The organism is Candidatus Solirubrobacter pratensis (genome assembly GCF_000425945.1).
Classification (GTDB): domain Bacteria; phylum Actinomycetota; class Thermoleophilia; order Solirubrobacterales; family Solirubrobacteraceae; genus Solirubrobacter; species Solirubrobacter pratensis.
In genome coordinates, this window is the sequence record NZ_AUEK01000007.1 from 395,169 (window position 1) to 417,300 (window position 22,132).

At 72.3% G+C, this 22,132-nt stretch carries 16 protein-coding genes and 1 riboswitch; of the genes, 9 read left to right on the plus strand and 7 right to left on the minus strand.

Features of this window, described 5'->3' with window-relative positions:
• Positions 1–13 precede the first annotated feature (13 nt).
• A riboswitch (cobalamin riboswitch) is annotated at positions 14–197 on the plus strand.
• 60 nt (positions 198–257) lie between these two features.
• Together metE and H958_RS0109275 are read left to right on the plus strand one after the other, a co-directional pair.
• Entirely contained in the window at positions 258–2,384 is a 2,127-nt protein-coding gene (metE, locus tag H958_RS0109270; protein WP_028058462.1) for a 5-methyltetrahydropteroyltriglutamate--homocysteine S-methyltransferase, read from the plus strand.
• Positions 2,384–3,253 carry a uroporphyrinogen decarboxylase/cobalamine-independent methonine synthase family protein gene (locus H958_RS0109275; protein ID WP_028058463.1) on the plus strand — a complete coding sequence of 290 codons (870 nt, stop codon included), beginning with the start codon at positions 2,384–2,386 and terminating at the stop codon, positions 3,251–3,253. The genes metE and H958_RS0109275 overlap by 1 nt, the downstream gene beginning before the upstream one ends.
• On the opposite strand, the gene H958_RS0109280 is transcribed toward H958_RS0109275, so the two are convergent.
• Both H958_RS0109280 and H958_RS0109285 read right to left on the minus strand, forming a co-directional pair.
• Positions 3,250–4,041 carry a DeoR/GlpR family DNA-binding transcription regulator gene (locus tag H958_RS0109280; protein ID WP_028058464.1) on the minus strand — a complete coding sequence of 264 codons (792 nt, stop codon included), beginning with the start codon at positions 4,039–4,041 and terminating at the stop codon, positions 3,250–3,252. The two genes, H958_RS0109275 and H958_RS0109280, sit on opposite strands and share 4 nt — an antisense overlap.
• 5 nt (positions 4,042–4,046) lie before the next feature.
• Positions 4,047–5,996: a beta-galactosidase gene (locus tag H958_RS0109285; RefSeq protein ID WP_028058465.1), complete on the minus strand. Its 1,950-nt coding sequence runs from the start codon at positions 5,994–5,996 to the stop codon at positions 4,047–4,049.
• 213 nt (positions 5,997–6,209) lie between these two features.
• Between H958_RS0109285 and H958_RS0109290 the strand changes: the two genes are divergently transcribed.
• From H958_RS0109290 to H958_RS0109310, 5 genes are read left to right on the plus strand one after another with little or no spacing between them, the layout of a single operon-like run.
• Positions 6,210–7,550 carry an ABC transporter substrate-binding protein gene (locus H958_RS0109290; protein ID WP_028058466.1) on the plus strand — a complete coding sequence of 447 codons (1,341 nt, stop codon included), beginning with the start codon at positions 6,210–6,212 and terminating at the stop codon, positions 7,548–7,550.
• Positions 7,551–8,498 (plus strand): carbohydrate ABC transporter permease, encoded by a 948-nt coding sequence (locus H958_RS0109295; protein WP_028058467.1) that lies wholly within the window; start codon positions 7,551–7,553, stop codon positions 8,496–8,498.
• Positions 8,495–9,409, plus strand: coding sequence for a carbohydrate ABC transporter permease (locus H958_RS0109300; RefSeq protein ID WP_028058468.1), 915 nt, complete (start codon positions 8,495–8,497; stop codon positions 9,407–9,409). The genes H958_RS0109295 and H958_RS0109300 overlap by 4 nt, the downstream gene beginning before the upstream one ends.
• Positions 9,406–11,331, plus strand: a complete 1,926-nt coding sequence (locus H958_RS36035) for an alpha-galactosidase (RefSeq protein ID WP_037409740.1) — start codon at positions 9,406–9,408, stop codon at positions 11,329–11,331. Before H958_RS0109300 ends, H958_RS36035 begins: the two co-directional genes overlap by 4 nt.
• 35 nt (positions 11,332–11,366) lie before the next feature.
• Positions 11,367–12,422: an aldo/keto reductase gene (locus H958_RS0109310; RefSeq protein WP_028058469.1), complete on the plus strand. Its 1,056-nt coding sequence runs from the start codon at positions 11,367–11,369 to the stop codon at positions 12,420–12,422.
• Positions 12,423–12,468: 46 nt separating this feature from the next.
• Here H958_RS0109310 and H958_RS0109315 read toward each other — a convergent pair whose 3' ends face one another.
• Entirely contained in the window at positions 12,469–13,881 is a 1,413-nt protein-coding gene (locus H958_RS0109315) for a peptidoglycan-binding domain-containing protein (RefSeq protein ID WP_028058470.1), read from the minus strand.
• 52 nt (positions 13,882–13,933) lie between these two features.
• On the opposite strand from H958_RS0109315, the gene H958_RS43050 reads away from it, so the two are divergent.
• Entirely contained in the window at positions 13,934–15,466 is a 1,533-nt protein-coding gene (locus H958_RS43050) for an LCP family protein (RefSeq protein ID WP_081685729.1), read from the plus strand.
• Between the two features lie 40 nt (positions 15,467–15,506).
• A complete protein-coding gene (locus H958_RS0109325) occupies positions 15,507–17,711 on the plus strand; it encodes an NHL repeat-containing protein (protein WP_028058471.1) in 2,205 nt (734 codons plus the stop codon).
• A gap of 71 nt (positions 17,712–17,782) precedes the next feature.
• Here the strand turns inward: H958_RS0109325 and H958_RS0109330 are convergent, their stop codons facing one another.
• From H958_RS0109330 to H958_RS43055, 4 genes are read right to left on the minus strand one after another with little or no spacing between them, the layout of a single operon-like run.
• A complete protein-coding gene (locus H958_RS0109330; protein ID WP_028058472.1) occupies positions 17,783–18,649 on the minus strand; it encodes an ABC transporter permease in 867 nt (288 codons plus the stop codon).
• Complete coding sequence (locus H958_RS36045; protein ID WP_051324010.1) at positions 18,646–19,611, minus strand: ABC transporter ATP-binding protein; 966 nt, start codon at positions 19,609–19,611, stop codon at positions 18,646–18,648. Before H958_RS36045 ends, H958_RS0109330 begins: the two co-directional genes overlap by 4 nt.
• The gene (locus tag H958_RS0109340) at positions 19,608–20,765 is read right to left on the minus strand and encodes a LolA-like protein (protein WP_028058473.1); all 1,158 of its coding nucleotides are present in this window, start codon (positions 20,763–20,765) and stop codon (positions 19,608–19,610) included. Before H958_RS0109340 ends, H958_RS36045 begins: the two co-directional genes overlap by 4 nt.
• Entirely contained in the window at positions 20,762–22,093 is a 1,332-nt protein-coding gene (locus H958_RS43055) for a sensor histidine kinase (protein WP_051324011.1), read from the minus strand. The genes H958_RS0109340 and H958_RS43055 overlap by 4 nt, the downstream gene beginning before the upstream one ends.
• Positions 22,094–22,132: the final 39 nt, after the last annotated feature.

Genomic DNA, 22,132 nt, shown 5'->3' on the forward strand with positions numbered 1-22,132 from the left:
GTGAGTCCTCGATAAGGTTCCCGGCGGAAACGATCGCGCCCACCTGAACGGGCCAGGGAATCCGGTTCGAAATCCGGAGCTGACGCGCAGCGGTAGGGACGTGCACGCGACTCGATGCCACTGGGCCCAAGGGCCTGGGAAGGCGGTCGCCTCGATCACGTCCGAGCCCGAAGACCTGTCGCTTCCGCCGGCACGCACGCCGGCCCCGACATCAGCGGCCTCGCGTACGGGCCGCACGGAGCACAAGGAGCACCCATATGGCACGCACCGCCGTGCTGGGCCTTCCCCGCGTGGGCCCGAACCGTGAGCTCAAGACGGCGCTCGAGGCGCGCTGGTCCGGCCGCGCGACCGACGAGGAGCTGCTGGCCGTCGCGCGCGAGCAGCGCGCGGCGCTGTGGCGGCGAGCCGCGGACGCCGGGATCGACGTGATCTGCGTGGGCGACGCGAGCCTCTACGACCACGTGCTCGACACCGCGGTCGCCGTCGGCGCCGTGGAGCCGGGGCTCGACGCCTACTTCGAGGCCGCGCGTGGCGCGCGGCCGCTCGAGATGACGAAGTGGTTCGACACCAACTACCACTACCTCGTGCCGCGGCTCACCGGCGAGCTCGCCGCCCGCCCGGACCACTGGCTGGAGCAGCTCGCCGAGGCCCGCGCGCTGGGCATCGAGGGCCGGCCGGTGATCCTCGGCCCGTGGTCGTTCGTGCAGCTCGCGAAGGCGCCTCTGTCATGCCTCGACGCCCTGCTGCCGGTGTACGCGGAGCTCGTGGACGCCCTCGACGCGCGCGAGTTCCAGATCGACGAGCCGTGCCTGGTGACGGGGCGCTACGAGGGGTTCGAGCGCGCCTGGCGCGCGCTCGAGGACGCCGCGGGCGAGCGCGAGCTGTGCCTGACGACCTACTTCGGGCGCGTGCCCGGGGAGGTCTTCGCGCTCGGCGCCGCGGAGATCCACCTCGACCTCGTGCGCGCGCCCGAGCAGCTCGAGCCGGCGCTCGCGGCGGTCGCCGGCGGGTCCACGCGGCTGTCGCTCGGCGTCATCGACGGCCGCAACGTCTGGGCCGCCGACCTCGAGCGGGCGCGCGCCCTGATCGACCGAGCGATCACGGCCCTCGGGGAGGACCGGGTGACGATCGCGCCGTCGTGCTCGCTGCTGCACGTCCCCTACGACGCGTCACGGGAACGCGCGCTGCCCGGGCGGCTCGCGTTCGCCTACGAGAAGCTCGAGGAGCTCGCGCTGCTCAAGGCGGGGGAGTGGCCGCAGCGCGCCGTCGCGCCGGTGCCGCGCGACGAGTCCGTGCGGGCGCGGGTCGCCGCGCTGCGGCCGGCCGACTACGCCCGCTCGGCGCCGTACGCGCAGCGCGCGGCGGCGCAGCGGGAGCGCGTGGCGCTGCCGCCGCTGCCGACGACGACGATCGGCTCGTTCCCGCAGACCGCGGAGATCCGCCGCGCGCGGCGCGAGCTGCGCTCCGGCGCGCTCGGCGCCGGGGAGTACGAGCGCTTCATGCGCGAGCGGATCGCGGAGGCGATCGAGCTCCAGGAGGAGCTCGGCCTCGACATGCTGGTGCACGGCGAGGCGGAGCGCGCCGACATGGTCGAGTACTTCGGCGAGCAGCTCGAGGGCTTCGCGTTCACCGAGCACGGCTGGGTTCAGTCCTACGGCAGCCGCTGCGTCAAGCCGCCGATCCTGCACGGCGACGTCTCGCGCCCGGAGCCGATGACGCTCGCGTGGTGGCGGCACGCGCAGTCGCTGACGTCCAGGCCCGTCAAGGGCATGCTGACGGGGCCGGTGACGATCCTGCAGTGGTCGTTCGTGCGCGACGACCAGCCGAGGCGCGAGACCTGCACGCAGATCGCGCTCGCGATCCAGGACGAGGTGCGCGACCTGGAGGCGGCCGGCTGCTTCGCGATCCAGATCGACGAGGCGGCGCTGCGCGAGGGCCTGCCGCTGCACCCCTCCGAGCAGGACGAGTACGTCCGCTGGGCCGTCGACTGCTTCCGGCTGACCGCCGCCCCGGCCCGCCCGGAGACCCAGATCCATACGCACATGTGCTACTCGGAGTTCGGCGAGATGATCGAGCACATCGCCCGCTTGGACGCCGACGTGCTCTCGATCGAGGCGTCGCGCTCGGACATGGAGCTGCTCGACGTCTTCGATCGCTTCGAGTATCCCAACGAGATCGGGCCGGGCGTGTACGACATCCACTCGCCGCGCGTGCCCGAGGTCGAGGAGATCGAGCGTCTGCTGGCGCTCGCCGAGGCGCGGCTCGGCCGCGAGCGGCTGTGGGTCAATCCCGATTGCGGGCTCAAGACGCGCGGCTGGGAGGAGACGCTCCCCGCGCTCGAGAACCTCGTGGCCGCGGCGCGCCGGCGGCGGATGGCGGCGTGATGCTCGAGCGCTTGGCCGCGTGCGCGACGACCGGCGTCGGCAGCCTGCCGTTCGCGTCGCCCGCCGAGGCCGCGGCGCACGCCGCGACGGCGTACGACGTGCCGTTCTGCCCGCAGCTGCCGCGGCTCGACGGCGACATGGTCGCGGAGTGGCTCGGCCCGTCGTGCGGATGGTCGCCGGAGCGCGACCGCGAGCGCCCGCACGCCTGGGACGCGTTCCTGGCCGAGGTCACCGCCCGCCCGCCGGCGCACGGAGTGGTGAAGCTCCAGGTGACAGGCCCGCTGACGCTCGCGACCGCGCTGGAGGCGCACGACCCGGCGCCCGCGTTTGCGCCCGCCGTCGTCTCCCTCGCCCGCGAGATCGCCGTCTGGCTCGCGGCGGCGGCGAGCGCGCAGGTCGCCGCGCTCGCGGGCCGCGGTCTCGGCGCGCTGCTGATCGTCGACGAGCCGGCGGGCGCGTCGGCGGCCGCCGCGCACGTGTGGGACCCGCTGCGCGCGGCGGCGCCCGCGTGGGGCCTGCACTTCTGCTGCCCCGTCCCGTGGGACGCGGTCCAGGCGGCGGCGCCGGACGTGTTGAGCCTCGACGTCGCGCGCTACGGCGCCGACCCGCGTGCCGCGGCGCAGATCGAGCGGGGCGGGCGGATCGCGTGGGGCCTGCTGCCGGTGCAGGGCCGCGAGGGCACCGGGTTCGCGGCGGCGCGACTGGCCGACGCCGTCGCCGCGCTCGGCATCGAGCCGGCGCGGCTGTTCGCCCACAGCCTGCTCACGCCGGCCTGCGGCACCGGGCTCGCGCGGCCCGCCCGCGAGCGCGCGCTGGCGCGTTCGCTACACGCCGCGGCGGCCGCGGCCCGGGCCCTGCCGGTGGGCTAAGCCCCGTTCTCCTCGACGCTGCGCGCGATGACGAGCTTGCCGACGTGCTCGCCGAGCGTCGCCTGGGCCTCCGGGCTGAGGCGGTCGTCGGTCACGAGCACGTCGGCCTCGTCGAGCGCGGCGATCGTGGAGAGGCCGACGATGCCCCACTTGGTGTGGTCGGCGACGACCACGAGCTGGCGGGCGGAGCGCACGAGGGCGCGGTTGGTCTCGGCCTCGAGCAGGTTCGGCGTCGTGAACCCGCCGCGCTCCTCCATCCCGTGGACGCCCATGAACAGCAGGTCGACGTGCATCGAGCGCACGGCGAGGTCGGCGACGGGGCCGACGAGCGCGTCCGAGGGCGTGCGCAGCCCGCCGGTGAGGACGATCGAGAGGTCGGTGCGGCCCGAGTGGCGCATCACCTCCGCGACCGGCACCGAGTTGGTGACCACGGTGAGGTTCGGGATGTCGCGCAGGTAGCGCGCCAGCGTCCACGTCGTCGTGCCCGCCGTGACGCCGATCGCCGTCCCGGGCCGCACGAGCCGGACGGCCTCCGCCGCGATCGCCTCCTTCTCCGGGCGCTCGCGGAAGGACTTGGCCTCGAAGCCCGGCTCGTCGGCGGTGCGCTGGGTCGCGACGGTCGCGCCGCCGTGCACCTTCTCGACCAGGCCGCGCTCGGCCAGCGCGTCGAGGTCGCGGCGGATCGTCATGTACGACACCTGCAGCTCTTCCGTCAGGTCGGACACGCGCACGCCGCCGGAGGCCCGCAGCGCCTCGAGGATCCGCTCCTGCCGCTGGCGTGCGAGCACGCGCGTCAGCCTCTCATCACGGCGACGCCGCCGGCAGGCACCGTCCCGTCGCCGCCCAGCAGGTCCTCGCCGGGCACGGCGACCGCGCCGGCCGTGTGGTTGAGCACAAACACGAAGTCGCCGTCCGCGCCGCGCCGGCGCACCGCTTCGACGCCCGCGGGCAGCCCCGGCAGCACCGGCTCGACGCCGGCCTCGGCGCACACGCGCTCCAGCAGCGGCGCCGGGTCCAGGCGCGTGGCGGCGTACCACGCGACGCCGTCGCCGTACTCGTGCCGGGTCACGGCCGGGCGCCCGTCGAGATGCGACATCACCGCCCGTGCCCCGTCGAGCCGGAGGTCCTCGGTCCACACCGACGCCACCGAGCCGTCGTCCAGCTCGACCGTCTCGCCCGCCGCGAGCGGCCGGAACTCCTCCACCCGCACGCCGAGCAGCTCGCGGAACGCGCCCGGGTAGCCGCCGAGGCGGATCGCGTCGTCGGGGTCCACGATCCCGCTGAAGTACGACACCACGGCATGGCCGCCCATGCGCACGTAGCGCTCGAGCGCCTCGGCGGTCGCATCGCTCACCAGATACAGGCTCGGCACGAGCACCAACTGATACCCGGACCACTCGTGCTCTGGATGAACGACGTCCACGGTGACGCCGGCGCGCCACAACGCCGCATGGAACGCGCGCACGCGATCGAGATAGGTCACATCGGCGGAGGGATGGGAGTCGAGCTCGACGGCCCACCAGCTCTCGTAGTCCCACAGCATCGCCACCTCGGCCACCACGCGGCTCCCGCGCACCGGCGCCAGCCGCTCGAGGTCGCGACCGAGCGCGACGACCTCGCGCCACATGCGCGAGTCCTCGCCGGCGTGGGGCACCATGCCGGAGTGGAACTTCTCGGCGCCGCGGCGGGACGCGCGCCACTGGAAGAACAGCGCCCCGTCCGAGCCGCGGGCGACGTGCGCGAGGCTGTTGCGCCGCATCTGCCCGGGCCGCTTGGCGAGGTTGCGCTCCTGCCAGTTGACCGCGCTCGTCGAGTGCTCCATCAGCAGCCATGGCGCGCCGCCGGCGAGCCCGCGCGTGAGGTCTCCCGACAGCGCGAGGTCGAGGTTCGGGTCGCCCTCGGCCGGCCGCAGGTAGTGATCCGTCGAGATCACGTCCTGCTCCGGCGCCCACCTGAAGTAGTCCAGCGGCTTGAACGCCGGGGTCATGAAGTTCGTCGTCACCGGGACGTCCGGCGTGAGCCGGCGCAGGATCTCGCGCTCGGCGCGAAAGCAGGCGAGCAGCTCGTCTGAGGAGAAGCGCGCGAAGTCGAGCTGCTGCGTGGGGTTGATGAAGTTCGGCGCCTGCCGCGGTGGGTTGATCTCGTCCCAGCGGGAGTAGTGCTGGCTCCAGAACGCGGTGCCCCAGGCTTCGTTGAGCGCGTCGAGATCCCGGTGACGGCGCCGCAGCCAGTCGCGGAACGCGGCCGCGCTGACGTCGCAGTAGCAGCGCGCGACGTGGCACCCGTACTCGTTGTTGGCATGCCACATCGCCAGCGCCGGGTGGCCGGCGTAGCGCGTCGCCAGTTGCTCGACCAGCCGCGCCGCGGCCGCCCGGTAGGCGGGACTGCTCGGGCAGTACGCCTGGCGCCCGCCCGGCCACAGCGTGCGGCCGTCGAAGGTCACCGGAAGGCTGTCGGGGTGCGCGCGGCTGAACCACGGCGGAGGAGAGGCCGTCGCGGTCGCGAGGTCCACGCGCACTCCGCCCTCGTGCAGGAGGTCCAGGACCCGGTCGAGCCAGCCGAAGTCGAAGCGTCCGGGCTCCGGCTCCAGCAGTGCCCAGGAGAAGACGCCGACGCTGACCAGGTTCACGCCCGCCTCGCGCATCAGGCGCACATCCTCGCGCCACGTCGTCTCCGGCCACTGCTCGGGGTTGTAGTCGCCCCCGTACGCCAGGCGGTCCAGCGCGATCGGCCACGCGGTCATGCGGCGGAGTTTTCCTCTACTGCCGCCCAGAAGTCAACACAAAGCATCGCAACACAACGTCCGCTGCTTGCGAGATCGCGCAGGCGCGACGAGAGATTCGTGTGATTCGCCCTTGACAGGCGGGAGCTATCGGGGTGTTATGTGCTGGCCTTTGATAGGTCGCGTTGTTTCGTGCGAAGTCGCGATGGTGCGCAGAGGAGGAGGAGAGGCGCGATGAGGATCCCGTTCGACACGGATGCCCCGGTCAGCCGCCGCACGCTGCTGAAAGGTGCCGCGAGCACCGCGGCCCTGGCGGCGCTGCCGGCCTCGCTGGTGGGCTGCGGCGGCGACGACGGCGGCTCGACCCAGAGCGCCGGAGGCGGTGGCGGCGGCGGGAAGAAGGCGGTCGGCACGGTCACGCTCGGCTCCAACGCGTCCGACGCGGTGCCCAAGGCCTCCTACGAGAAGGTGTTCGCCGCCTTCAAGACGGCCACCGGCGGCACGGTCGACGTCAACACCGTCGACCACAACACGTTCCAGGAGCAGATCAACAGCTACCTCCAGGGCAAGCCCGACGACGCCTTCATGTGGTTCGCCGGCTACCGCATGCAGTTCTTCGCCCAGCGCGGCCTCGCGACCGAGATCTCAGACGTCTGGCAGAAGATCGGCCCCAACTACTCCGACGCCCTCAAGAAGGCGTCCACGGGCCTCGACGGCAAGCAGTACTTCGTGCCGTACTACTACTACCCGTGGGCGCTCTTCTACCGCAAGAGCGTGTGGGAGAAGGAGGGCTGGGAGGTCCCGCAGTCCTTCGACGAGCTCAAGGCGCTCCTGCCGAAGATGCAGAAGGCCGGCTACTCGCCGCTCGGCTTCGCCGACAAGGACGGCTGGCCCGCGATGGGCACGTTCGACATCCTCAACCTGCGCCACAACGGCTATCAGTTCCACGTCGACCTGATGGCCGGCAAGGAGTCCTGGCAGGACCCGAAGGTCGCCACCGTCTTCAACACGTGGAAAGAGCTGCTGCCCTACCACCAGGAGGGGGCGCTCGGGCGCACGTGGCAGGAGGCGGCGCAGGGGCTGGCGAGCAAGAAGTCCGCGATGTACCTGCTCGGCATGTTCGTCGGTCAGCAGTTCACCGACGAGAAGACGCACGCCGACCTCGACTTCTTCAACTTCCCGGAGATCGACTCCAACGTCGGCGCCGACACGCTCGACGCGCCGATCGACGGCTTCATGATCTCCAAGAGCCCGAAGAACGAGGACGGCGCCAAGGCGTTGCTCGAGTACCTCGCCTCCGCCAAGGCGCAGAGCATCTACCTGCAGAACGACCCGAACAACATCGCGACCGCCAAGGACGCGGACACGAGCAACTACAGCGCGCTGCAGAAGAAGGCGGTCGAGCTCGTCTCGAACGCGTCCAACATCACGCAGTTCATGGATCGCGACACGCGCCCTGACTTCGCGTCCACGGTGATGATCCCGGCGCTGCAGGACTTCATCAAGAACCCCAACGACGTGTCAGGGCTGCAGAAGAAGATCGAGGACCAGAAGAAGACGATCTTCACGTCCTAGATGGCCGTGGTCCCGGAACCCGTCGCCGAAGGCAGCCCCGCGCCGCGCGGGCGGCGCCGCCTGAGCCGCCTCACCCGGACGGACAAGCTCGTCCTGGTGGTGATGTGCGGCATCCCGACGCTGCTGCTGATCGCGTTCGTCTGGTTCCCCGCGCTCGCGTCGATCGGGCTCTCGTTCACGTCCTGGGACGGGATCGGCGGCCTGGGCACGATCAAGTGGGTCGGGTTCCAGAACTACCACCAGATCTTCACGATCTATCCGCCGTTCGGGCCCGCGCTGCGGCACAACGTGATCTGGCTGGTGTTCTTCACGCTCGTCCCGACGACGTTCGGCATCTTCCTCGCCGTCCTGTTGGACAAGCAGATCCGGTTCACGCGGATCTACCAGAGCACGCTGTACCTGCCGGTGATGCTGTCACTCGCGCTGGTGGGGTTCATCGCGCAGCTCTTCTACTCGCAGGACCAGGGCCTGATCAACGGGGTCCTCGGGCGCGCCGGCGAGCCGCCCGACATCCTCGGCGACCCCAAGCTCAACCTGTGGGCGGTGCTGATCGCGGCCAGCTGGCGCCACGTGGGCTACATCATGGTGCTCTACCTGGCGGGGCTGAAGAGCGTCGACCCGTCGTTGCGCGACGCCGCGGCGATCGACGGCGCCAGCGAGTGGCAGACGTTCCGGCGCGTGATCTTCCCGGTCATGAAGCCGATCAACGTGATCGTGGTCGTCGTGACGGTGATCGAGTCGCTGCGCGGCTCGTTCGACATCGTCTACGTGATCAACGGCGGCAAGAACGGCCTCGAGCTGCTCAACGTGCTCGTCTACGACAACATCGTCGGGGAGGCGAGCCGGATCGGCTACGGCTCGGCGCTCGGGACGATCCTGCTGGTGATCTCGCTCGGCTTCATCATCAGCTTCCTGGTCATCAACTTCCGGCGGGAGCAGCGGCCATGAGCGCCGTGGCGACCGGCGAAGAGACCGCGGCGCGCGCGCACGCGCGCGCCGTGCGGCGGGGACGGCGCGGGAACGGGCGCATCCATGCGTTCCTGATCGTCGTCTCGGTCGTGTGGCTGTTCCCGGTCCTGTACTCGCTCTACACGTCGCTGCGGCCGTACTCCGACACGGCCGAGCACGGCTACGTCTCGATCGCGCGCTCGTTCAGCCTCGAGAACTACAAGAACGCCTGGACGCAGGCCGACCTGCCGCACTACTACGTCAACTCGGCGATCGTGACGATCCCGGCGATCGTGATCACGCTGATCCTGGCGTCGTTCGTGGCGTTCGGGATCTCCCGCTACAGCTGGAAGCTCAACCTGCCGCTGCTGATGCTGTTCACGGCCGGCAACCTGCTGCCGCAGCAGGTGATCATCACGCCGCTGTACCGGCTCTTCCTCGAGATCCCGCTGCCGGCGTTCATGAGCAGCTCGGAGACGCTGTACGACTCGTTCTGGGGGATCATCGCCATCCACGTGGCGTTCCAGCTCGGCTTCTGCGTGTTCGTGATGTCGAACTACATGAAGACGATCCCGATCGAGCTGACCGAGGCGGCGATGGTCGACGGCGCGTCGGTCTGGCGCCAGTACTGGCAGATCATCATGCCGCTGTGCCGGCCGCCGCTGGCCGCGCTGGCGACGCTCGAGTTCACCTGGATCTACAACGACTTCTTCTGGGCGCTGGTGCTGATGCAGAGCGGCGACAAGCGCCCGATCACCTCGGCGCTGGCCGGATTGCAGGGGCAGTTCTTCACCAACAACAACCTGATCGCCGCCGCGTCGCTGGTCGCGGCGCTGCCGACGCTGATCGTGTACTTCGCCCTGCAGCGGCAGTTCATCGGCGGCCTGACGCTCGGCTCGACCAAGGGATGATCGCGCTCGGCCCGGGCGGGGAGGTGCTCCACTGGGGCGCCGAGGTCGAACCGCCCGGGGCCGCGCTCGAGCCGCCGGTCGCACGCGCCGCGCTCGACGTCGCGGTGCGGCCGATGCTGATCAACGAGCGCGCGCGCGGCTGGCGCGGCCGCGAGGGTCTCGTCGGGTCGCGCCGGCTGCCGGCGTTCGAGTGGGAGGGGCTGACGGGGCGCGCCGGCGACGTCGTCGTGCGCACCGAGATCGAGGACTCGCCGTCCGGCGTCACGCGGCTGCGCCACACGATCTCCGCCGGCGAGCCGCTGGAGCTCCATCGCCTCGCGATCGCGCTGCCGATCCCGCCGGTCGCGACCGAGGTGCTCGACCTCTCCGGGCGCTGGTGCCGCGAGCGTCACCCGCAGCGCCGCGCCCTGGAGCTCGGCACGTGGCTGCGCGAGACGCGCCACGGGCGGACGGGATTCGACACGCCGCTCATGCTCGTCGCCGGCACGCCCGGCTTCGGCTTCCGGACCGGCGAGGTGTGGGGGATCCACCTCGGCTGGAGCGGGGACGCCGCCTACTGGGCCGAGCGGCTGCCGGACGGCAACGCGACGCTCGCCGCCGCCGAGCTGCTGCAGCCCGGCGAGGTCGTGCTGGGCGAGTACACGACGCCGTGGCTCTACGCCGCCTACTCCGACCGCGGGCTCGACGGCCTCTCCGCGCAGTTCCACGGGTACATCCGCGCGCGCCCGTCGCACCCGCGGACGCCGCGCCCGGTCGTGCTCAACACGTGGGAGGCGGTCTACTTCGACCACGACCTCGACCGCCTCACACGCCTGGCCGAGACCGCCGCGGACGCCGGCGTCGAGCGCTTCGTGCTCGACGACGGCTGGTTCCGCCACCGCCGCGACGACACCGCCGGCCTCGGCGACTGGTTCGTCGACGAGACCGTCTGGCCCGAGGGCCTGCACCCGCTGATCGCCCGCGTGCGTGCGCTGGGCATGCAGTTCGGGCTCTGGGTGGAGCCGGAGATGGTCAATCCGGACTCCGACCTCGCCCGCGCACATGCGGACTGGATCCTCAACCCGGGCGGCCCGACGTGGCGCGGCCAGCAGGTGCTCGACGTCGCGAACCCGGACTGCCGCGCGTACCTGCTCGAGCGGCTCGACGCGCTGCTCGGCGAGTACGAGATCGGCTACCTCAAGTGGGACCACAACCGCGACCTCGTCGACTCGCCCGTGCACGCGCAGACGCTGGCCGTCTACGGGCTGCTCGACGAGCTGCGCGAGCGCCACCCGGGCGTCGAGATCGAGAGCTGCTCGAGCGGCGGCGCGCGCGTGGACCTCGGCATCCTCGAGCGCACCGACCGCGTGTGGGCCAGCGACACCAACGATGCGCTCGAGCGCCAGGCGATCCAGCGCTGGACGCAGCTGCTGCTTCCGCCGGAGCTGATCGGCTCGCACGTCGGTCCGCCGCGCGCGCACACGACCCATCGCACGCAGGACCTGTCCTTCCGGGTCGCGACCGCGCTGTTCGGCCACTTCGGCTTCGAGTGGGACATCACCACCGCCGCCCCCGACGAGCTGCGCGAGGCGGTCGCGCTCTACAAGCGCCGGCGCGGGCTGATCCACTCCGGCACGGTCGTCCGCGCCGACCATCCCGACCCGAGCGCCTACGTCCACGGCGTCGTCGGCGACGGCGAGGCGCTGTTCGCGTTCGTCCAGCTCACGACCAGCGCGCTGGAGATCCCGGGGCCGGTCCGGCTCCCCGGCCTGTCCGGCCGCGTCCGCGTCAGCGCGCTCAACGCGCCGTCGTTCGCGCACAAGGAGCCGCCGCCATGGCTGCGCGAGGGCATCGTCACCACCGGCGAGGCGCTCGCCGCGATCGGCCTGCAGATGCCGGTCCTGCATCCCGAGCAGGCGCTCCTGCTCGACGTCCGCAGCTGAGGCCCTCCGTGGCCCTGTGCCACGATCACACGCCTATGGAATATCGCCAGCTGGGACGCTCGGGTCTGCGGGTGTCAACGCTCACATTGGGAACGATGACCTTCGGTGGCCAGGGCAACTTCGCGAAGGTCGGAAGCACCGGGGTAGACGGGGCGCGGCGGCAGGTCGACATGGCGCTCGACGCCGGCGTGAACTGCATCGACACCGCCGACGTGTACTCCGCCGGTGTCTCCGAGGAGATCGTCGGCGAGGTGCTCGAGGGACGCCGCGAGCGGGTCGTGCTCGCGACGAAGGCCCGCATGAGCATGGGCGACGGCGCCAACGACGCCGGCCTCTCGCGCACCCACCTGATCAAGTCCGTCGAGGCGAGCCTGCGGCGACTGCGCACCGACTACATCGACCTCTACCAGGTCCACGAGTGGGACGGCCAGACCCCGCTCGAGGAGACGCTCGACACGCTCGACACCCTCGTGCGCTCCGGCAAGGTCCGCTACGTCGGCTGCTCCAACTACGCCGGCTGGCAGCTGATGAAGGCGCTCGGGATCTCCGACCGGCTCGGCTACCAGCGCTTCGCCAGCCAGCAGATCCACGTGTCGCTGCAGGCGCGCGAAGCCGAGTACGAGCTGGTGCCCGCGTCGCTGGACCAGGGCGTCGGCATCCTCGTCTGGAGCCCGCTCGCCGGCGGCCTGCTGTCCGGCAAGTACCGGCGCGGCGAGGAGCAGCCCGAGGGCCGCCAGCTGAGCGGCTGGGGCGAGCCGCCCGTGCGCGACGAAGAGGCGCTCTACTCGGTCGTCGACGTGCTGCTGCGGGTGGCCGAGACGCTCGGCGTGTCACCCGCGCAGGTCGCGCTGGCCTGGCTGCTGGGCCGGCCGGGCGTCAGCTCCGTGATCGTCGGCGCGCGCACCGACGAGCAGCTCGCCGACAACCTCGCGGCGGCGGGCCTCGAGCTCGCCGACGACCAGCGCGCGATGCTCGACGCGGTCAGCCAGCCGCCGCTGCTGTACCCGTACTGGCACCAGGCCAACACGGCCTCGGATCGGCTGTCGGAGGCCGACCTGTCGCTGATCGGCCCGCACCTGCAGGTGAAGTAGGCCCGTTGCGGCGGGGCGGCAGTGCGAGTGCCGCCCCGCCGCGCCCTCAGCCCTGGGCCGTCCAGTCGACGGGAGCGAGCGGGAACGAGAGCGCCGCGCCCCAGGTCTGCGCGTCGGTCGTTCCCGTCACGGGGATGCCGCGCTCGGTCTGCAGCCGGCGGACGGCGGCGTCGGTCGCGGCGTCGAAGGAGCTCGTCACCTTCACGGTCGGGTCGTAGGAGGCGAGGTGCTGCTGCAGCCACACGACCTCGTCGCCCTTGTTGCCCTTGCTCAGCGCCGGCCAGCCCGGATCCGAGAGCGCGACCGGGGCGACGCCGGCGGGGCCGAGCGAAGGCCACGCGGGCTCGGGCGTCGCCTGCCAGGACCACCACGACATGCCGCCCGCGCCGTAGCCCGTCCAGATGGAGCGGAAGCGCTGGATGTCGGCCGGCGGCGCGCCGTCGTAGGTCTGCCCGAGCGGCGCCATCGCGGTGCCGTAGATGCGGTTGTGGGCGAGCGTGTGGGCGCTCGCGGCGTCGACGGTGTCGCCGATCGTCTTCCAGTAGATCTGCGGCAGGTTCGCCTGCGCGCCGCTGGGGCCGAGGAAGACCGAGTACGGCAGCCGCGGGTGGTAGTCGACGTAGGGGAACGACGTCAGGCCGACCGGGTAGGCGGGGCCGATCGCCGCGCGGACCGCGTTGACGTACTGCTGCGCGGCCGCGTAGCGGCCCTCGTACTCGGACTCGGCGTCGATCACGAAGCAGTCGGCGCCGGCCTGGATCGACGCGATCGCCGCGCTCGCCTCGCCGAGCGGATCGGACCCGTAGACGTACTGCCACGCGCACGCGCGCAGGCCGTTGGCGTGCAGCGCTGCGACGAGCTCGGGCGTGAACTGGTTGTTGAACGACGCCGCCCCGTCCGCGCTCTTGATGAACACGGTCGAGATCCCGTACGCCTGCGCGCGCTGGACGATCGCGGTGAGGTTGCCGCCCTCGGTCTTGGGCAGCTGCCAGATCCACATGCCGTTGCCGGCGAACGCCTGCGGCAGGCTGCCACGCGCCGGCGTACTGCCGCCGACCTTGGAGACCGGGGTGATGCGCACCCGCTTGACGTTCGAGCGCCGCCCCGCGCGGTCGCGGACGGTCACCGACACCGTCCCGACGGCGACGCCGGGGGGGACCCGGGCGATGTAGCCGACCCGCGTGTGGTCGAGCTTGGTCGCGATCGCGCCCTTCGACCAGCGGAACGCGACGCGCATGCCCTTGTAGATCCGCTTTCCGCTCAGCTGCAGCTGCTTGCCGATCTGCACCTTGATGGCGCTCTTGCAGGCGGCCGAGTTCGCGGGCACGCAGCGGATCCGGGTCAGCTGCGGCTTGGGGTGCGGCTTGGCCTGCGCCGCGGCCGGGGCGACCAGGCCCCCGAGCGCGAGTGCGGCCAGCGCGGTCGATCTCCTTCGTGCTCCCGTCACGTGAAGCGCCAACAGGCCAGAGGCCCGGAAGTTCCGGCGGCGGCCCGACTACCCTTCACAGCTCATGCGTCCGGAGTGGGAGCGTCGCCAGCGGCCGCCGCGCGTTGGCCTCAGCGTGCTGGCGCGCGCCGCAGTCGCCTCGCTCGTGATCGTGATCTGCTCGGGCGGCGCCGTCGCCGCGGCCGTGCTGCTCCAGGTCCACAAGATCGTGCACCCGAAGCCGCTGGCGAACCTGCCCAAGCCCGAGCCGGCGCTCAAGATCAAGGTCGAGCCGGTCAAGCCCGGCGGGCCGCGCACGCTGCTCGTGCTCGGCTCCGACCGCCGGTCCAAGCGCTCGGCCGACGCCAAGGTCGGCTTCGAGGCGCGCTCGGACACGATCCTGCTGATCCGCCTGGACCCGAAGCGCCACCGCGTCGGGGTGCTCTCGATCCCGCGCGACCTCGCGGTGACGATTCCCGGCCACGGGGACGGGATCAAGATCAACGAGGCCTACACGGACGGCGGGGCGAAGCTCACGACCGAGACGGTCAAGAACCTGTTCGAGTCCGCCACGGGCCGCAACTTCCCGATCAACGGCGTCCTGGACGTCAACTTCAAGGGCTTTCAGGAGGCGGTCAACTACGTCCACGGCGTCTACGTGGACGTGGACCGGCGCTACTACATCCCGCCGAATACCGGAACGTCGGCGATCGACCTGCAGCCCGGCTACCAGCGCCTCGTCGGATCCGACGCGCTCGCCTACGTCCGCTATCGCCACACCGACTCCGACCTCTTCCGCGCCGCACGCCAGCAGGACTTCCTGCGCCAGGCCGTCACACAGCCGTCGGTGCAGAAGCTCAAGAGCATCGATCAGGCGAGCCGGCTGCTGCAGGTGCTGCAGTCCTACTTCCGCTTCGACAAGGACTTCCTCAGCACCAAGAACATCTTCGGGATGCTCAAGACGGCGGTCGCGCTGTCCAACGGGCACGCGCCCGTGAACCAGATCCCGTTCAGCGGCGTGACGGACTCGCCGGACCCGGAGACCGACACCCGCCTGTTCATCTCGCAGTCCAGCCTGCAGAAGCTCTACACGCAGTTCATGACCGGCGAGGGGACGCGCAACCCGAAGCCGGTCAAGAAGACGACGCGGCGCAAGACGGTCAAGGCGTCGGGCGTCTCGGGCATGGAGAACGCGCGCAACCTCGGCGAGAACCTGGCGGTGCTGGCCGACGCCAAGCTGCACTTCCCGTTCTACTTCCCGGCCTACCGGACCGTCGGCTCACGCTATGACGACAACGGGCCGCGCATCTACAAGCTCAAGGACGGCAAGGGCAAGCGGCACGAGGCGTACCGGCTCGTGATCGCAGCCGGCGGCGCGGGCGAGTACTACGGCATCCAGGGCACGACGTGGATGTCGCCGCCGTTCCTGGACAACCCGGACCGGATCGTCACGCAGAACGGCCGGCGGCTGCTGCTGTACTACGACGGCTCGCACCTGCGTGCGGTCGGCTGGAAGACGCCGAAGGCCTCCTACTGGGTCTCGAACACGATCACGCACGAGATCGCGAACACGCGCATGATCGCGATCGCGGCCTCGCTCACCCACCTCAAGCAGTAGCCGCGCGACTTTGGGCCACCACCCGGGTTACGTGGCCCCGATGCCGCGCCTACTCCTCGGTCTCGCCTTCCTGCTGCTGCTCGCCGCGCCGGCCCAGGCCGCGTGCCCCGGCGCGGACCCGTGCCCCTACTCCGCCAACGGGATGGTCGGCCAGCGCGCCGGCGGCGTGCTGCGCTTCCCGCAGGCCGTCGCCGTCGGCCCCGACGGCTCGGTCTACGTCGCCGACCAGTACTCGCACGCGATCCAGGTCTTCGCGCCCGACGGGACGTTCCGGCGCGAGCTGGGCTCGAGCGGCAAGGGCCCGGGCGGCCTGAGCTCGGTCGGCGCGGTCGCGGTCGCCGCCGACGGCTCGGTCTACGTCGCCGACGGGGCCGACCGGATCGACCGCTTCGCGGCCGACGGGACCCTGCTCGACAGCTGGGGCGAGTCCGGCTCGGGCGTCGGGGAGTTCAGGTTCGGCGCGGGCGGCGGCAACGACTCCGGCGCCGGTGGCGGGATCGCGGTCGCCGGCGGGATGGTCTACGTCGCCGACACGCGCAACGACCGCGTGCAGCGCTTCGCCGCCGACGGGTCGCAGGCGCGCATGATCATCCCCAAGGGGCGGCTGTTCCGGCCACAGGGGATCGCCGTCGTCGGCTCGCGGCTGATCGTCGCCGACGACGACCACCACCGGCTCGCGGTGTTCGACACCGGCGGGAGGTTCATCCGCACGATCGGCTCGGGGCCCGGGCCGCAGCCGAACCAGCTGCGCAACCCGTACGACGTCGCGGCCGACCCGAAGGGCCGGCTCTACGTGGCCGACAACTCCAACCACCGCGTCGTCCGCTACGGGCCGTCGCCGACCTACGTCTACCGCGCGCGCTGGGGCTCGTTCGGGTCCGCCGCGGGCCAGCTGCAGTACCCGCGCGGCATCGCGGCCGACGCGCAGGGGAACTCCTACGTCGCCGATCCCGGCAACAACCGCGTCGACGTCTTCGACATCGGCGGCGCGCCGCTGCGAACGCTCGGCAGCTCCGGCCGGGTGGCGGGGCAGTTCATCGCGCCGCTCGGGATCGGCGCCGACGCGAGCGGGGTGCGCGCGGTGGCGGACTCCGTCGCCGGGCGGGTGCAGCTGCTCAACCCGGACGGGTCGATCGCGGCCGTGTACGGGTCGCCCGCGCCGGGGCCCACGCTGCTGCCGGATCCGGTGGCGGTCGCGTTCGACGGCGCCGGGCTGGCGTACGTCGTCGACCAGCGGCGCTCGCGCGTGATCGTCTTCGACCGCGCGGGCACCATCGTCCGGACGATCGGCAGCCGCGGCAGCGGCCCGGGCAAGCTGCTCTCGCCCTCCGCGATCGCGCTCGACGCGGCGGGGACGGTCTACGTCGCCGACACCGGCAACGGGCGCGTCGCGCGCTTCACGTCCAGCGGCGGCTATCTCGGCTCAGGTGGCTCGCTGTCGTCGATCCGCGGCATCGCCGTGCCGCCTGATGGGAGCCGCATCTACGTCTCGGACGCCGGCACCAACCACATCTACGTCCTGACGCCGACCGGCGGCGACCTCGCGCAGATCGGCGGCGGCGGATCCAAGCCGGGCAAGCTGCGCTCGCCGGGGGAGATCGCGCTCGACGCGGCCGGCAACCTGTGGGTCGCCGACCGCGGCAACCATCGCGTGCAGGCGTTCGCGCCCGACGGCTCGCTGCTGACCGCGTTCGGGGAGCGCGGCACGGCCCCCGGCCAGTTCCTCGAGCCGACCGGCATCGCGGTCGATTGCCGCGGCGTCGTCACCGTCGCCGACACCGACAACAACCGCGTGCAGGCCTTCCAGGCCGCGCCCGGCGGGACCTGCGGCGCGCTGGCGCCGGTCACCAGCCCGCCCGAGCCGGTGCTGCCGACGCAGCCCGAGCCCGTCCCGCCGGAGCTGACCGCGACGCCGGCGGGGACGAAGGGCATATTCGCCTCGCGGGCGCTGCGGCTGCGCGTGCGCTGCGACGTGCCGTGCACGGTCTCGATCTCCGGCCGGCTGCTGGACCGCAAGACGCGCAAGAAGGGCAAGACGCCCAGCGCGCCGGTGCGCTTCAAGGCCCAGTCGCTGCCCGCGGGCAAGCTGACCGTCGTCAAGGCGTCGGTGTCGGCTGCCGACATGGCCAAGCTGCGCCGCGCGCTGCACGGCCGCCGCGGCCTCGTCGCCGACCTGCGCGTGACCGCAGGCACGGACGACAGCGCGCCGACGGTCGTGAGCCGGAAGTACGACCTCACCGGCTGAGGCTCATCGCCGCGGGAGTTTCGCCCTCTGGGCGAACACTCCCAACGACGCGAGCCCTCTGGGCGACGTCGTCAGCCGCCCGCCACGTCGCGACGCAGGAACACCGTCAGCGCGACGGCCAGCGCGGGGAGCGAGTACGCGGCCGACACCCACGCGCCGCGGATCACCGGCGCCCAGTCGATCGGCTCCCGCAGCAGGCCCTGCCAGGCGTTGAACTGCTCCGAGAGCAGGTACGGCCTGAGGAAGTCGAGCGCCGTGATCACGCCCAGCAGCTGCATGATCAGCGAGATCATCAGCGTCGCGACGACGGCCGCCGCGCTGTTGCGGGTGGCGGTCGAGAGCAGCAGGGCGATCGAGGCGACGGCGACCGTCGGCAGGAAGTAGGCGAGCGCCGAGGCGCCGATCAGCGTCAGCCCGCGCGAGACCGAGATCGGGGTCCCGGACAGCGAGATCAGCGGGTCGAAGCCCCAGATCAGGCCGCCGACGAACAAGCCGACGCCGACGTAGACCACGAGCCCGGCGAACGCATAGCTCAGCGCGGCGAGCACCTTGGCCGCGAACACCTGCCACCGCTCCACCGAGCGGGTCAGGATCGTCTTGAGCGTGCCGTTGCCGTCCTCGGCGGCGACGATGTCGCCCGCCACCAGCGCGGTGATCAGCGGGAAGAACCAGATCGCCCCGAAGAACAGGCCGACGAGCGGGATCGCGAGGCCCGACTCGCGCACGTAGTTGCCGAACGGGATCCCGTCGGGACCGCCGTCGCCGGTCAACAGCGCGACGATGAAGATCATCGGCACCAGCAGCGCGGCGCCCAGCCCGATGTAGGTGCGCTTCTGCGCCCGCAGCTTGACGAGCTCCCAGCGGTAGACCGTGCCGAGGTCGGGGCGGCGGCGGGAACCCGACCCCGCCCGCCCCAGCGGTGCCGTGATCGCCGTCATGCCGCCACCTTCCCCTTCGCATCGATCACCCGCAGCGCAGGCCGCGGCTCCTGGTCGCCTTCGGTGAGACGGAAGAACAGCTCCTCGAGCGTCGCGGTGCGCGGCACCAGCGCGGTCAGGCCGATGCCGGCCTGCGCGAGGCTGAGCGTGAGCGCGGCGACGGCACGCTCCTCGGCGGTGAACGTGAGCCCGTGCGAGGTCGTCTCGAGCTCGCCGATGCCCTCCGCGCGCGCGGCGATGGCGGTCGCGCGATCGTCGTCGGTCGTGCGCAGCTCGTAGCGGCCGGACGTGCTCGCGATCAGCTCCTCGAGCGAGCCCTCATGGATCACGCGCCCGCGCGCGACGATCGCGACGCGGTCGCACAGCTCCTCGACCTCGCTCATGAGGTGCGAGGAGAGCAGCACGGTCATGCCCTCGGAGGCGAGCCGGTGCACGAGCGCGCGCATGTCGCGCATGCCGGCGGGATCGAGCCCGGTGGTCGGCTCGTCGAGCAGGAGCAGGCGCGGGTCGCGCAGCAGCGCGCCCGCGATCCCGAGCCGCTGGCGCATGCCGTGCGAGTAGCCCTTGACCTTGTCGTGCTGGCGCTTGTGCAGATCGACGGTCTCCAGCGCGGCGTCGATCCGCTCCGCCGCGTCGCCGCCGTCGAGTGCGGCGACGAGCTCGAGGTTGCGGCGGCCGGTCATGTACGGGTAGAAGCGCGGCGCCTCCACGAACCCGGCCACGCCGTCGAGGGCGCCCACGCCCTCGACCAGCGGGTCGCGGCCGAACAGCTTGGCGCTGCCCTCGTCCGGCCGGATCAGCCCGAGCAGCATGCGCAGCGAGGTCGTCTTGCCGGCGCCGTTGGGCCCGAGGTAGCCGTAGACGTCGCCGGCGCGGACGGTCAGGTCGACGTGGTCGACCGCCGTCACGTGCCCGTAGCGCTTGACCAGCCCGCGCGCCTCGATGGCGGAGTGCGAGGTCACTTCAGGCCCCGCGCCGCGTTCTCGGCCGCCAGCGGCGGGACGGAGCCCGCGACGGTGTAGGCGACGCCGTCGCGCGTGAAGGTCACGATGGTGCCGAGCGCGGTGGGCAGCTCCGAGCCGGTCGCGCCGTCGATGTTCACGGTCGGCAGCCGCAGATCGCCCTTGGCTTCGCCGGCCGTCGCCTTCTGCTGGAAGACGGCGATCGCGCCGAGGCCGCGGCCGTAGGTCACCAGGGCGCCGTTCTCTCCGCCGGCGCGCACGAGCGTGACGTCGTGACGCGGCAGCCCGGCGAGCGTGTCGGGCGCGCTGACCGTGAAGCCGACCTGCTTCTGGACGGCGTCGAGCCCGTGGACGCTCGTCGGCTTGCCATGCGAGTCGACGCCGAGCTGCGGGTTGAGCTGGACCTTCTTGGCGTTCGCCGGCGGCTGGGCATCCACGTCGGCGGCGGCGATCTTCCCGTAGGAGATCTCGGTCGCCGTCAGCTCCAGCACGGGGGCGGACTGGCCCTGGGCGTAGATCGCGGCGCGCAGCGGCACGCCGCGGGCGGCGTCCCACGCGAGCTGCGCGGCGCCGAGCAGGCCGCCGTCGTCCTTCGGCGCGATCCGCACGGTGTAGCTCGGCCGGCCTGCCGTGGTGCCCGGCTCGGCGCCGGAGACGTCCCACATCCGCCCGAGCCGCCCGAGGGCGGTGTTGATCGCGTCCAGCGTGGGCGCCTCGTGCTTGGCGGAAGCGTCCTGCCGGTCCTGCGGCAGCGTGCCGGTGTACACCGTGTTGGAGCCGCCGTCGTAGACGCTGAAGGTCTTGCCGTCGGAGACGACCTGGGCGTCGCCCGCGTCGGACTGCAGCTCCAGCCGCAGGCGCCCGTCGTTGGTGAGCCACATGCGGCCGTCGGCGCCGGTGAGGACGGGGGAGCCCCCGCTCTCGGGCAGCGAGCCCGACGGCAGCAGGTTGTTGGTGAAGTGGATGCGGGCGGTTATCCCGTCGACCGCCGGCGCGTGCGTGGCGTCGTAGACGGCCTGCGCGAGCGGCTTGGGAGCAGGCGCGGTGGCTCCGCCGACGGCCTGGGCGATGCCGACGGCGCCGAGCGCGAGCGCGAAGATGGTCGCGCCGAGGATGGCGAGGTGGCGGGAGGAAGCGGTGCGGAGTCGTCTCATGGGGAGGGTCCTTCTGAAGTGGACGACGCAGTTGTACGGGGGCTCTCTGACAACTCCTTGATAGCGAGCGTGAATCTCGAGCCGCTGACTGTCACCGTGCCGCCGTGGCGCTCGGCGATCGCCTTCACGATCGCCAGGCCGAGCCCGGACCCCTCGCCGCCCTCGCGCCAGAAGCGCTCGAACGCGCGGACGGGGTCGCGCGGGCCCGCGCCTTCGTCGGAGACGCTGAGCACGCCGCCGTCGACGGTGACGGTGACGCGGCCGCGGCCGTGGCTGCGCGCGTTGCGGACGAGGTTGCCGACGGCGCGCTCGAGCGCCGGCTTCTCGCCGTGGACCGTGCCGGGCCGGATCACGACGACCTCGTCGGCCTCGGCCTCGCGCGCGAGCTGGACGAGGTCGACGGGCTCGCCGCGGGCGGGCGCCGCGGCGTCCTCGCGCGCGAGCGCCAGGAGGTCGTCGAGCAGCACCCCGAGCCGCGCGGCGTCGGCCTCGATGTCGGCCAGCACCGCCGGATCGGCGCCGTGCCTGACGACGTAAGCGGCGTTGCCGCGCAGCGCCGTCAGCGGGGTCCTCAGCTCGTGCGAGGCGTCGCCGACGAAGCGGTGCTCGGCCTCCCGCGCGCGCTCGAGCGACGCCAGCATCGCGTTCAGCGTGTCCGCGAGCTGGCCGACCTCGTCGTGCGCGACCGGGAGTGGCAGGCGCTCGGAGACGTCGCCGGAGCGCTCGATCGCGCGCGCGCCGGAGGAGAGCCGGGCGAGCGGCCGCAGCGCACGGCGCGTGAGCAGGGTCGCGAGCAGCGCGGCGAGCGCGGCGGCGGCCAGCGCGCACAGCGCGAGGAGCGTGCGGGCGCGGTCGACGGTGCGGTCGATGTCGGTGGTCGTGCCGGCGACGATCACCGCGCCGCCGGAGCCGGGACCCTGGCTGAGCGAGCCGAGCGGCGCCGCATAGAGGCGCACCGGCTCGGGTCCGAGCGCGGCGTCGGCCAACTCCGGCCGGCGGTCCTCGAGGGCGCGCCGGACCGCCGCGTTCTCCGGCAGCAGCCGCGCGCCGAGCGCGCTCGAGCGCACGACGAGCCGCCCGGTCTTGTCGATCACCTGTACGTAGAGGGAGCCGCCGGTCAGCCGTCCCTCCAGCGCGCCGGGCTGCGTCAGCTCGGCGGGGGCGGAGGCATTGAGCTGCGCGACATCGGCCGCGCGCCGGCGCAGCGTGTCGTCGAGCGAGCTGCGCAGCTCACGCCCGAACAGCTTCGGCACCGCGATCACGAGCAGGACCAGGGCCAGAGCGATCGCCGCAGCGGCCGCCGCCGCGACGCGCGTCCGCAGGCTCATGGCGCAGCCGCGCCCGGGAGAAGGGCGATTGCTCCCAGC